General features: G+C 47.7%; 10 protein-coding genes and 1 pseudogene. 1 reads left to right on the top strand and 10 read right to left on the bottom strand.

The features are described from left to right. Positions 1 to 79: 79 nt before the first annotated feature. A complete protein-coding gene (barA, locus tag AOT11_RS09580; protein ID WP_017422611.1) occupies positions 80 to 2,866 on the top strand; it encodes a two-component sensor histidine kinase BarA in 2,787 nt (928 codons plus the stop codon). 91 nt (positions 2,867 to 2,957) lie between these two features. Here barA and AOT11_RS09575 read toward each other — a convergent pair whose 3' ends face one another. From AOT11_RS09575 to lepA, 10 genes and pseudogenes are all read right to left on the bottom strand, one after another. Then, positions 2,958 to 4,229: a GGDEF domain-containing protein gene (locus tag AOT11_RS09575; protein WP_017422612.1), complete on the bottom strand. Its 1,272-nt coding sequence runs from the start codon at positions 4,227 to 4,229 to the stop codon at positions 2,958 to 2,960. Further along, a complete protein-coding gene (locus tag AOT11_RS09570; protein WP_026050350.1) occupies positions 4,210 to 4,617 on the bottom strand; it encodes a hypothetical protein in 408 nt (135 codons plus the stop codon). The genes AOT11_RS09575 and AOT11_RS09570 overlap by 20 nt, the downstream gene beginning before the upstream one ends. 11 nt (positions 4,618 to 4,628) lie before the next feature. Continuing rightward, positions 4,629 to 5,921, bottom strand: a pseudogene (locus AOT11_RS09565) (hypothetical protein). A 336-nt stretch (positions 5,922 to 6,257) separates the two neighbouring features. Beyond that, entirely contained in the window at positions 6,258 to 6,638 is a 381-nt protein-coding gene (gene acpS, locus AOT11_RS09560; protein WP_011151162.1) for a holo-ACP synthase, read from the bottom strand. Continuing rightward, positions 6,639 to 7,370 (bottom strand): pyridoxine 5'-phosphate synthase, encoded by a 732-nt coding sequence (gene pdxJ / locus AOT11_RS09555; protein ID WP_011079503.1) that lies wholly within the window; start codon positions 7,368 to 7,370, stop codon positions 6,639 to 6,641. Further along, entirely contained in the window at positions 7,367 to 8,098 is a 732-nt protein-coding gene (gene recO, locus AOT11_RS09550; RefSeq protein WP_013571114.1) for a DNA repair protein RecO, read from the bottom strand. The genes pdxJ and recO overlap by 4 nt, the downstream gene beginning before the upstream one ends. An 85-nt stretch (positions 8,099 to 8,183) precedes the next feature. Further along, a complete protein-coding gene (gene era, locus AOT11_RS09545; protein ID WP_011079501.1) occupies positions 8,184 to 9,146 on the bottom strand; it encodes a GTPase Era in 963 nt (320 codons plus the stop codon). After that, positions 9,139 to 9,816, bottom strand: a complete 678-nt coding sequence (gene rnc / locus AOT11_RS09540; RefSeq protein WP_011079500.1) for a ribonuclease III — start codon at positions 9,814 to 9,816, stop codon at positions 9,139 to 9,141. Before rnc ends, era begins: the two co-directional genes overlap by 8 nt. 22 nt (positions 9,817 to 9,838) lie before the next feature. Then, positions 9,839 to 10,738 carry a signal peptidase I gene (lepB, locus tag AOT11_RS09535; RefSeq protein ID WP_011079499.1) on the bottom strand — a complete coding sequence of 300 codons (900 nt, stop codon included), beginning with the start codon at positions 10,736 to 10,738 and terminating at the stop codon, positions 9,839 to 9,841. Positions 10,739 to 10,844: 106 nt separating this feature from the next. Beyond that, positions 10,845 to 12,638 (bottom strand): translation elongation factor 4, encoded by a 1,794-nt coding sequence (gene lepA / locus AOT11_RS09530; protein WP_017422615.1) that lies wholly within the window; start codon positions 12,636 to 12,638, stop codon positions 10,845 to 10,847. Between the last annotated feature and the right edge of the window lie 59 nt (positions 12,639 to 12,697).

The raw sequence follows: 12,697 nt of genomic DNA, 5'->3' as shown, positions 1-12,697 counted from the left end.
TAGCGACTATCCGGCTGGGTCACTGACATACTAGTGGCGCCTATTTTCCCATATCCAGACCTTGATGTAATTAGATAACATGACCAGATATGGCTTACGAGCACGTGTAATTACGCTCACCCTTGCGCCAACCTTGATCATAGGGTTGTTGCTCAGTAGTTTTTTCTCTTTCAATCGCTATCAAGATCTGGAACGTCAGGTGATCACCACTGGCAACAGCATTATTGAGCCGATCGCCATCGCCAGCGAGCCTCATCTGCTTTCTGAAAGTCGAGAGGCCGTGAGACGCTTAGTCAGCTATGCCCACCGCAAAAACTCCAATTTGGTGCGCAGTATTGCGGTCTTTGATGGCAAACACGAACTGTTCGTTACCTCTAACTTTCATCCTGATTTTGAGTCGTTAACCTACCCGAAAGACCAACCGATCCCGCTTTTGGGCAACGCAGAAATCCGCAGCGACACCATGATTTTGCGTGTCCCTGTCCTCTCTGAAGGCCACTATTTGAGTGATTTGGCCGAACCAGGTGAAGCCACCCGAGCCATTGGTTACATTGCCGTTGAGTTAGACCTCTCTTCGCTGCGTCTACAACAGTACCAAGAAGTCTTCTCTGCTTTCCTCGTGCTAATCCTTGGTTTGGGCTTGGCGAGCGTGTTTGCTTCGCGCCTAATGCAGGATGTTACCCAACCGATTACGCACATGAAGAACGTGGTCGATCGCATTCGCCGTGGTCAATTAGATGTGCGAATTGAAGGCAAAATGCACGGCGAATTGGATTCGTTGAAAAACGGTATCAACGCGATGGCGATTTCGTTGTCGGAATATCACGTTGAGATGCAGCACAGCATTGACCAAGCCACCTCCGACTTACGAGAAACACTCGAGCAGCTCGAGATTCAAAACGTTGAGCTGGATATCGCCAAAAAACGCGCCCAAGAAGCGGCAAGAGTGAAATCCGAGTTTCTTGCCAACATGTCGCACGAGCTTCGCACTCCACTCAATGGCGTGATAGGCTTTACTCGTCAGATGCTCAAAACGCAGCTGACTAACAGCCAAACCGACTATTTGCAGACCATTGAAAAGTCGGCCAACAACCTGCTCAATATCATCAATGACATTCTAGACTTCTCGAAACTGGAAGCAGGCAAGTTAGCACTGGAAAACATTCCATTCGATTTCCGTGAAAGCCTAGAAGAGGTTATCAGCCTTCAAGCCACCAGTGCACATGAAAAAGGCCTGGAGATTACCCTTAAGATTGATCCGAGGATTCCTGAAGGTGTCGTGGGCGATCCACTGCGTATTCAGCAAGTGCTGACAAACTTGGTGGGTAACTCGATTAAGTTTACAGAGCGCGGCAATATCGATGTCAGTGTGGAAATGCGCGCTCAATCGGGCGACAGTATTGACCTGCAATTTATGGTGAAAGATACGGGTATCGGTATTTCTGAGCGACAGCAAGCGCAGCTTTTCCAAGCCTTTAGTCAGGCCGACGCCAGTATTTCTCGTCGCTACGGTGGCACTGGGCTTGGGTTGGTTATTACCCAGAAACTGGTCAGTCAAATGGGCGGTGAGATCAGCCTTACAAGCCGACTTCACCAAGGTTCAACCTTCTGGTTCACCTTGCGTCTGCACTCCACGCAAATGCCGATGAGCGATTCGATAGAAGCCGACTATCTGCAAGGCAAAGAACTGCTGTTGATTGAGCCAAACATGCAAGCGGCGGCGGTCACCCAGCAAGTCTTAACGCAAGAAGGCATCAATGTCACCTACCGCTCGCTCTTACCAGACAATGCCAAAGGCTACGATTTTGTCCTGCTGAGTTTAGCGGTAAACCAAGTGTACGAATTAGAAACCATTGAAAACTGGTTAAGCCGAGCACTGCACATCTCTGCCAACACCATTTTGGCTATCCCTAGCACTGAGTTAGCTCTGGCGGATCAATTGACCGAACGTTTTGGCATTCAATGTTTAACCAAGCCGCTAGGTCGAAGAAAACTGCTGCAAAGCCTCGCGGCAAAACAAACCTTACAACCTTTGCTTCCGGCGCCTGAAAACACGCAAGCAGAACGTTCTTCCCTGTCGGTACTGGCCGTGGATGATAACCCGGCCAACCTAAAACTGATCACCGCGCTCCTCGCAGAACGAGTGGTTTCGGTCACCTCTTGCAGTTCAGGCCAAGACGCCGTCGATATTGCCACCAGCCGCCACTTTGATCTGATCTTTATGGATATTCAAATGCCGAAAATGGATGGGGTGACGGCTTGTAAGTTGATCAAACAAACCGAACTCAATGCCAACACGCCAGTCATCGCGGTAACGGCACACGCCATGAGCGGTGAGCGTGACCGCCTACTCAAGGCTGGCATGGATGATTACCTCACCAAGCCCATCGAAGAGCATATTTTGCAGCAAGTGCTGATCCACTGGAATCCCAACACCTGCGATAGCCAAGTTGAAAAGATCTCTCCAAGCTATATTGCGGCCGAAGAGAGCAGTGTGGATCAGAACATCGCACGCAGCAGCGACATCATCATTGATTGGCAAGCAGCACTGAAGCAATCTGCTAACAAGGAAGATTTGGCAAAAGATATGCTGAGAATGTTGGTGGAATTCATTCCTGAAGTGGAGAGCGTTGTCGAGCTCGCGTTAGAGCAGGAAGACTACCCGCGTGACGAACTGATTCATGTCATCCATAAGCTTCATGGCAGCAGCTCTTACTGTGGTGTGCCACGCTTAAAGGCGCTCTGCGCCACCATAGAACAATCTTTACGCAGTAATGCAGAGCTGATGGATGTCGAGCCAGAACTGTTTGAACTGCAAGATGAGATGCTCAAGGTATCCACCACCGCGCAGTTGTATCTCGCCTAATGCCATTAAAAGAAAATCGCCGTCATGGCGGTTTTCTTTTCTTTCTCAACAACCACTCTATTCACGGCCCTGCGACAAACCATTTAACGGATCAGTTACCTACCGACTGGCTAACCGGTCGGCGAAAAAAACGCGCAGTGTTTTTCCCATCCTGTTTGGCAAGGTACATTGCATTATCAGCTTGAAGCAGCAACTTCTCCATATCGGCTTTTGCGGCCGTTGCCGTCGCAATGCCGATACTGCAACCAACATGTACTTGCAGTTGTTTCACTTCAATCGGCGTATTGCTCGACTCAATTAACTGCTCTGCAAACGCCAATAAAAAGGCTTCCATTTTTTCTGGCCCATCACGATGTGGCAAGTAGATAACAAACTCATCCCCACCAATCCGACCCACGACACTTTGATTAAAATGCTCTTGGGTCAGATGAAGGTAACGATTCGCAATGGTGGATAACACGGCATCACCCACTGCATGCCCATGGCTGTCATTGACGGCTTTAAAACCATCCAAATCAATGAGTAACAGTGACAAATAAGCCTCACTGTGTTTCATGTGTGAAAAGTATTTTTCACAACCCAAACGGTTTTTGAGACCGGTTAAGGTATCTTGCTCCGCCATACCACGGTAGTAGATTTCCCAACGTTCAATCTGAGAGCGTAGCTCTTTCTCTCGGATCAGTGCCTGATGCGAGTTTTCAATAAAGGTATTGATGCTATTGGCCACCAAACCAATTTCGTTATTGCGATTAATATCATCCACTTCAACGGTTTTCACCTGCCCAGGAGTGGCACGAGACACCGCAATCGAGAGCGCCCTCAATGGCTTACCGATGATGCGTTTTACCACCAACGCAATGACCACAAACGTCATCAAAAACTGCAGCAAAACAAACAAAATCTGGTAAAGCACTTTGTCGAGAGTTTTACGTTGAATCACCAAATGATTGTCGTGCACATACAGAATTCCCAACGGTTTGGCATCCACTGGTGAGAGTAAAGGGTATTGATTCGCGTGCAGCCACATGTCTTTTTCAAACTGCCCCGGTTTAATTTTGTCAAACGTCACGCCCTCTAAACTTTCAAGACGTACAGCATTGATTTCATCATGCAGCAGCAAAGAGTCAATCACCTCTTCAGCAATCTCATGGTTATTGACATACAACGCGATGGCCGCCGAGTTAGAGAGAGACAATACCAATTTTTGTTCTAACTCCGTATGCGTTTGCATCGCATTTTTAAAGCCAAACGGAATCATCAGCGCCAGCAAAAGCACTAGATAGACAATCGCGCATATCGAGACAAATCTCAGCAGGCGATTCGCTAATGAATGTCTCGGCAAGTTATTCATAAATTGTGGCAACCACCTTTAACTCCTCAGGAGGCGAAGTTTGCATATAACCAATGGCATTTGGGTTGGCAAGCAAGTGCTCAACCAGTTCAATGTCGGTTTCAATCACATCAGGCGCTCGCATCCGTCCTGAAAATTTAAGCTTAGCCCAATACGCGTTAATCTGACTGGTGCGCATATTGGCCACTTTGCCAAAAAAACGCGCTCGAACCTCATCACTGCGGTCAAAAACTTGCGTAATGTCTACGCGGCCAAAAGAGCGTTTTCTGCCTAAATACACATCCGCCACTTCACTTTCGTGCATTTGATGAATGGCGCTCTCATGGCTAACGACCACAAAAATTTCGCCGTAAACGGGCATCATCACTAAACTGGCTAGGAGGAAAGTTAGATATCTCATCTTCACCTCCCCTAAAAAATAAAGTTCACACTAAGGGTGTAAAGCTGAACGTCGCGCCCTTGAGTTGATGAACGACCGTCAGCCGCCCAAAGGCCATACCCCACATCTTGAATCTGGATGTAGTCAAATTGCCCTTTGATTGCGACTTGCGGGTGAATATCCCAGCGTATGCCTAAGGAGTAGGTATTCTGATCGATGTAAGTGGAATTGATGCCGCTAATGATGAGTTGTTGAAATTGCCCTAACTGAGGAGAGATGCCCCCCCAATCGCTTTGTGCTTTAACGATGTCTCTTGCTGGCTCAAAAAACGATACGGTTGCATAAGGCGTAACGCGATGAATGCTTCGCCCTAACATCAGATAGCCACCGCTACCTTGCATAAGGCGTAACGCGATGAATGCTTCGCCCTAACATCAGATAGCCACCGCTGGAGGCGTTCCGATGGCTTGTTTCATACCCGCCACATAAAAAGCTCGGACTGCATCTGCCACTGCCATCAAAAACCAAGCCCGACCTGCCAGTACTTTACCGATGTCTCCATTAATGTTGGATTGGGCGTAAATCTCAGCCGCTTCCAAACTGGCCGCCCCCAATCCTGCCTGCGCTAACTGGGCAATACCCAGTTGTGCTTGTTGGCTGTTTGGACCAAGTGAGACCGTTAAATCCGCCACATCAACAAAAGAAAAACGCCCACTCCACTCGTGGTAATCAAACATCAGTGCAATGGCTAGCGTATGATCTGAGCTGGCCTCTGAATGATCTTTTGTTCGCTCATCTTCGATCACTTGAGAAATGACGCCATATTGTAAGCTGGCAGACCAGTTCACCTCGTTAATGGAAGAGCGGTACGTAACATCAAGACCATCAATTGAGTCATAAAAAATACTGCCGTAAAGCTCTTGAGGAGGGCGAACCCAGAGGTGGGCGTAGTCAATTCGTCGGCTGTCTGCTGCAGTATAGGCATTTAAGCCAAAACGGCCGATGCGCAAATCCCAGTTGGCATTGGGTAAATAGCGAATAAACGCCAGCTCGGTGACGTTATTAAAGTCTTGCTCAACGCGATCTTCTAGCACCCACTGCGCAGTGAGCGACCATTGATAATTCAGCGCCCAATCAACCTGTACACCAAAATTTGAATCTGGAAGGAATGAGCCATTGCGTTCAACATCAGGCGGCTGAGAAATATTACGCAAATAGCCGATATCGGGCTCATTTTCGTAGCTATAGCCTACAGTGCCGAAACCTGAAATTGCCACTTCATTCGTTGAAGCAGTACATGAACTGCTGAGTAAAAGACCCAACATGGCGAGAAAAGAGAGCCTAAAAGGCCAAAAAGCAACACTCAACATGGCACCGCCTTTCTTAATGAAATCATCGCTATACTGCTTTTAAACCGACCCATTCAAGTTAAAAATTAGCGAATAAAAAAGGATAAACTGGCCAACCTTGCATTTATAATTTTTATATTTAACAACCCTGCACCATTAGAGTATATGCAATTTAATCAACAATCGACATGTTCATTTGGAACAAAGATCACTTACTAAAAGAGTATTTTTGGAATTTGTGAAAAGACAGACAAATATGAAAAGTTTATAAAAGCGCTTTATCTCGCTGAAATATCGATAAAGCGCTTCTAATTAAGATTCGAAGATGACCGTTGCGACAGCGTAGTGACGCTCATCGGAGAGAGAAAGGTGTGTGTGGCAAACCCCCATTTGATGGGCCAGTTCTGCTGCTCGACCAGCAAGCTGCAGATAGGGTTTACCATTGTCATCATTCTTGATGGTAAAGTCTTGGAAAGAGACGCCGTGAGCAATCCCGGTTCCTAACGCTTTAGAAGCCGCTTCTTTCGCCGCAAAACGCTTAGCAAGAAAACGTCCTTGCTGCTTTAAGCTGACAAACGTTTCCATCTCTTGCACAGAGAGGATCCGTTCTGCAAACGCCACACCACTGCGAGCAAGTGCCTTTTCCACTCGCTCGATTTCAGCAATGTCGGTACCCAGTCCAACAATGGCCATTTACTGACGAGCCGCAACCATAATGGCTTTCATGTCCGCTACCGCTTTATGGAGACCATCAAATACCGCTCGACCAATGATCGCATGACCGATGTTCAGCTCGTAAATCTCAGGCAATGCCGCAATTGGTGCGACGTTGTGGTAAGTCAAACCATGGCCCGCGTTCACCGTAATACCCAAATCCGCTGCGTAACTTGCGCCTGCAGCAATCTTCTTCAGCTCATCCAGTTGGTCTGCTTCGGTCGCAGCATCCGCGTAATGCCCCGTATGGAGCTCAATAAAAGGCGCGCCACACGCTTTGGCGGCATCAATTTGCTCACGGTCTGCATCAATGAACAGGGAAACTTTAATGCCCGCTGCGGTTAATTTTTCCGTCGCAGCTTTGATTTTGTCTAAATGGCCTGCGACATCCAATCCGCCTTCGGTGGTAAGTTCTTCACGCTTTTCAGGGACTAAGCAAACATATTCAGGTTGCGTTTTGAGGGCTATCTCGATCATTTCATCGGTGACAGCCATTTCCAAATTCATACGTGTTTGCAGGGTTTCACGCAGAATACGAACATCACGGTCAGTAATGTGGCGACGGTCTTCGCGTAAATGAATGGTAATGCCATCCGCGCCCGCTCGCTCTGCCACTTCTGCGGCGTGGACAGGATCAGGATACTTAGTACCGCGGGCATTGCGTAAAGTGGCGACGTGGTCGATGTTAACACCCAGGTAAATTGAACTCATTTTTCCATACTCCGTGTTCGGGGAATCCTCATCTGTATAAACAATTCCCGACTTTTTAAAGGTTTGCCGCCAAGATACGGCTTTAAGGCTATTCGTGTAAAGCGTTTTGCCGCTTGAAGTTGCTCTTTCGTGAGAAAGCGACGCTCACTGATGGCAATCAATTCATTGCCCAAAAACGTCAGGTTGTCTCGCCGCACTGAAGCAATAAACCCTTTTTGCTCTCGGTAACGATAAGTCATTTGCGGATCAATCGGCTCGCCAGTGCCAGCACAATGCAAAAAATCCACGCCGTATCCCATCGCGGCCAGCAACGCGAGCTCAAAACGGCGCAAAGCCGGTTCAGGATTGTCCGCTTGGGCAAGCTCTGTTAAGGCAAATAGATAGTCATGGAACAGTCCCGGCATCGGCACTTCTTGCATCAAAACACGGCCAACCAACTCATTCACATACATCGCGGAATAGAGGTAGATACCCGTTAGAGGCAGGCCTAAACTGATCGGCTCAGCTTGGCGTAAGGTTTTCATTGCACCTTTGCCAGACCATTTCAGCAGTAAGGGGGTAAACGGTTGGAGTGCCCCTTTTAAATTTGATCGCTTACTGCGTGCCCCTTTCGACATCAAGGTGATGCGGCCGAACTCTTCGCTGAATACGTCCAAGATCAGACTGGATTCGCTATAAGGGCGACGATGGAGAACAAAACATCGCTGTAAACCGTCAGGCGCGTTCATGCTGTGCTTCTATTCCACAAAAAATAAGGAGCCACTTAGGCTCCTTAACAAGATACGATCGGAGCGATAAGTCTCGCTAACCGAGTTAGAGGTCGTCAATGTAACCCAGTGAGCGCAACGCACGTTCGTCGTCTGCCCAACCGGATTTCACTTTCACCCAAGTTTCTAGGTAAACCTTGCGACCAAACAATTCTTCCATATCGAGGCGTGCCTCGCGTCCGATGGTTTTGATTTTCTCACCACCTTTACCAATCACCATTTTCTTCTGGCCGCTACGCTCAACCAAAATTAACGCGTTGATGTGGAAACCATCGGTTTCCGGGTTGTAGTCAAAACGTTCGATCTCCACGGTCACTGAGTATGGCAGTTCGTCACCGGTGAAACGCATCAGTTTTTCACGCACGATTTCAGACGCCATGAAGCGCTGCGAACGGTCCGTCACATACTCTTCAGGGAAATGGTGCACTGCTTTTGGCAAGTGGTCACGAACGTGCTTACGCAGCACATCGATGTTTTTACCCTGTTTAGCAGAAATAGGCACCACATCGACGAAGTTCATTTTCTTCGACATTTCCATCATGTGCTGCATGACTTCATTGCGATCTTGTACGTTGTCAACTTTGTTGACACACAATACGACTGGGAAATTCGCTTTCTGCAGTTTATTGAGCACCATTTCATCGTCGTTGGTCCAATGGGTCCCATCGACCAAGAAAAACACCAAGTTCACATCACTAAGTGATGAGTTGGCTGCGCGGTTCATCAAACGGTTGATGGCGCGTTTCTCCTCGATGTGCAATCCCGGAGTATCGACGTAAATCGCTTGGTAATCGCCATCAGTATCCACGCCCATAATGCGGTGACGCGTGGTTTGTGGTTTGCGCGAGGTAATCGAGATTTTCTGACCAAGAATTTTGTTCAGTAGGGTCGATTTGCCCACATTAGGACGACCAACAATGGCGATAAAACCACAGTGCTGGTTTTCAGAAGACGTGCTTTTCTTCTCTGTAGAGAAAAACGCATCGATATCAAATTCATTATCAGCCATTGGTTAACTGCTCCAGAGCCAATTCCGCAGCCGCTTGTTCTGCCTTGCGGCGGCTGGTACCTCTACCGACAACGGGCTTATCCATACCCGCGATATCACACTCAACCGTGAATTCCTGATTGTGTGCTTCACCTTTAATATTAGTCACTGTGTAAACAGGCAGCGGTTTTCTTCTGCCTTGCAAGAACTCTTGCAAACGTGTCTTGGGATCTTTCTGTGAAACACCAGGCTTGATGGCTTCCAAACGAGAGGTGTACCAATTGAGCACAATACCGCGCACCACTTCTAGATCGCTATCTAGATAAACGGCACCGATAATGGCTTCAACGGCATCAGCCAGAATCGAATCGCGACGGAAACCGCCACTTTTCAGCTCGCCTGGACCTAATTTTAAGTAATCTCCCAAACCGAATTCACGGCCTAGCTCTGCCAATGTATTACCGCGCACTAACGTCGCTCGCATGCGGCTCATGTCTCCCTCATTCACTTTCGGGAAACGATGATAAAGTTCATCAGCAATGACAAAACTTAAAATTGAATCGCCCAGAAATTCAAGACGTTCATTATGTTTGCTGTTGGCGCTGCGATGAGTCAGCGCCAAATTGAGCAGCTCGTCATCTTGAAATTGATAGCCGAGCTGTCTGGTTAGTTTCTCAATTGGAGAATTCATACTTTTCCGATAATCATCAAAGTTAGTGAATACCGCCGATGCGGTTAAAACGCACGCCAGTAGGGATCCAAGAAGGCAGCACGCTATCTGAACCACGATCAAACTCGAAGCTGATCCAAATCGCCACGGCCTTACCTACTAGGTTAGCTTCTGGTACAAAGCCCCAGTAACGGCTATCAGCACTGTTGTCACGGTTGTCACCCATCACAAAATACTGACCTTGTGGTACCACCCATTCACTCACACCAGCACGAGGCGCATACGCTTCTACGCGGTCTTGACGCAGTGGGTTAACCAAAATTTGGTGTTTTACTTCGCCCAATTGTTCATCTGTCTGCGTCAGGTTGATGCCGTCTTGAATAAATTCGCTTTCCACAACGTTATTGCGGATCGCCATATGACAGACGCTCTCACCTTTTGGCTGAATACAGATTTCTTTTTGGCGGTTATAACGTACCGTATCACCAGGCAAACCGACCACTCGTTTGATGTAGTCGATGTTAGGTGACGGTGGGTATTTGAAGACAACAATATCGCCACGCTCTGGCTTACCCGTTTCCACTAACTGGGTACGCCAAACCGGATCTTTCAGGCCATAAGCGTATTTCTCTACCAGAATAAAATCGCCTACAAGCAGAGTCGGCATCATTGAGCCTGAAGGGATCTGAAACGGTTCATAGATAAACGAGCGTAACACCAAAACAAAGGCGATAACCGGGAAGATAGAGACACTGTTTTCCACCCACCAAGGCTGCATTTTCGCCTTTGCGAGAGTTTGTGCATCTAACCCATTAACCGTTTGACTTTCAATCTCCGCCACTTTTTGTTGGCGTTTCTTGGCCCAAACCAGTTTTTCGAGCAACCAAACCACACCTGTGATCAGCGTGACGATGACCAAAATCAGTGAGAATGTATTCGCCATGGACTTCCCTTATCTAAAAAATACGAAAGTGAAAGAGCCGTAACCCTTTCACTTATTTGGATATCTACCGTCTTATGACTGGTAAGCAAGATGTAAGTTCAAACTGTTAATCTTTACCTACATGGAGAATCGCTAGGAAAGCTTCTTGCGGTAGCTCAACGTTACCGATTTGCTTCATGCGTTTCTTACCTTCTTTCTGCTTCTTCAGTAGTTTCTTCTTACGGCTCACGTCACCACCGTAACACTTCGCTAATACGTTTTTACGTAGCTGTTTTACGGTAGAGCGCGCAATAATGTGGTTACCAATTGCGGCTTGAATCGCGATGTCGAACATCTGGCGAGGAATGAATTCTTTCATTTTCTCAACCAATTGACGGCCACGAGTCTGGGACTGATCTTTGTGAGTAATGATCGCCAAAGCATCGACTTTGTCGCCGTTTAGCAACACGTCTACACGCACCATGTTCGACTCTTCAAAACGTTGGAATCCGTAATCAAGCGACGCATAACCACGCGAGGTCGATTTCAAACGGTCGAAGAAATCCAGCACCACTTCCGCCATTGGAATATCGTACGTCAATGCAACTTGGTTACCGTGGTAAACCATGTCTACCTGAGTACCACGCTTCTCAATACACAAGGTAATCACGTTACCTAGGTAATCCGCTGGCACAAGAATATTACAGCGTGCGATTGGCTCACGAATTTCTGCCACGTCATTCACCGCAGGCAATTTCGCAGGGCTATCAACATAGATAGTCTGTTTACTGGTGGTCAGCACTTCGTAAACTACCGTTGGCGCAGTGGTGATCAGGTCGAGATCGTATTCACGCTCTAAACGCTCTTGAATGATCTCCATGTGCAGCATACCAAGGAAGCCACAACGGAAACCAAAACCGAGTGCAGCCGAGTTCTCTGGCTCATAGAAAAGTGACGCGTCGTTTAGGCTGAGTTTGCCTAGTGCATCGCGAAACGCTTCATAATCGTCAGAGGAAACCGGGAACAGACCTGCGTATACCTGAGGTTTCACTTTCTTAAAGCCTGGCAACGCTTTCTCTGCACCATTTTTCGCCAGAGTTAACGTATCACCAACAGGTGCGCCAAGAATGTCTTTGATACCACAAACCACCCAGCCTACTTCGCCAGTGTTGAGTTCTGTTGTATCGATCTGTTTTGGTGTGAAGATACCTAAACGGTCAACACCCCAGATTTGGCCCGTACTCATCACTTTGATCTTGTCGTTTTTCTTTAACTTGCCGTGTTTAATGCGCACAAGAGAGACAACGCCAAGGTAGTTGTCAAACCATGAGTCAATGATCAGTGCTTGCAGTGGCGCTTCAGGATCGCCTTCTGGTGCTGGGATCGCAGAAACAATCTTCTCTAGCACGTCATCAACGCCAAGACCAGTTTTGGCTGAACAGCGAACCGCATCAATCGCATCGATACCAACGATGTCTTCAATCTCTTCCGCCACACGCTCAGGCTCTGCCGCCGGAAGGTCAATCTTGTTTAGGATTGGAACGACTTCCAAATCCATTTCAATTGCGGTGTAACAGTTTGCAAGCGTTTGAGCTTCAACACCCTGACCTGCATCCACCACCAACAAAGCCCCTTCACACGCGGCCAGCGAGCGAGATACTTCGTAAGAAAAGTCAACGTGTCCCGGAGTATCGATAAAGTTAAGCTGGTAAGTTTCACCATCTTGGGCTTTATAGTCGAGGGTCACACTCTGAGCTTTAATGGTAATTCCACGCTCACGCTCTAGCTCCATGGAGTCTAGAACTTGTTCTGCCATTTCACGGTCGCTCAATCCACCACAAACTTGGATTAAACGGTCTGATAGGGTCGATTTGCCGTGGTCAATATGGGCGATAATCGAAAAATTACGAATGTGCTTCATAGATTTGGGGTGACTAAACTCTGTTATTCTGGGACATAGAAACGCCGCTCATTGGCGGC

The organism is Vibrio vulnificus NBRC 15645 = ATCC 27562 (assembly GCF_002224265.1).
Lineage (GTDB): Bacteria > Pseudomonadota > Gammaproteobacteria > Enterobacterales > Vibrionaceae > Vibrio > Vibrio vulnificus.
The sequence above is the reverse complement of the archived record's forward strand: the minus strand, read 5'-3'. Positions and strand labels throughout refer to the sequence as shown.

Coding starts and splice junctions, on each gene's coding strand:
- barA (WP_017422611.1), top strand. CDS start 80: ATGACCAGATATGGCTTACGAGCACGTGTAATTACGCTCACCCTTGCG.
- AOT11_RS09570 (WP_026050350.1), bottom strand. CDS start 4,617: ATGAGATATCTAACTTTCCTCCTAGCCAGTTTAGTGATGATGCCCGTT.
- acpS (WP_011151162.1), bottom strand. CDS start 6,638: ATGGCCATTGTTGGACTGGGTACCGACATTGCTGAAATCGAGCGAGTG.
- pdxJ (WP_011079503.1), bottom strand. CDS start 7,370: ATGAGTTCAATTTACCTGGGTGTTAACATCGACCACGTCGCCACTTTA.
- recO (WP_013571114.1), bottom strand. CDS start 8,098: ATGAACGCGCCTGACGGTTTACAGCGATGTTTTGTTCTCCATCGTCGC.
- era (WP_011079501.1), bottom strand. CDS start 9,146: ATGGCTGATAATGAATTTGATATCGATGCGTTTTTCTCTACAGAGAAG.
- rnc (WP_011079500.1), bottom strand. CDS start 9,816: ATGAATTCTCCAATTGAGAAACTAACCAGACAGCTCGGCTATCAATTT.
- lepB (WP_011079499.1), bottom strand. CDS start 10,738: ATGGCGAATACATTCTCACTGATTTTGGTCATCGTCACGCTGATCACA.
- lepA (WP_017422615.1), bottom strand. CDS start 12,638: ATGAAGCACATTCGTAATTTTTCGATTATCGCCCATATTGACCACGGC.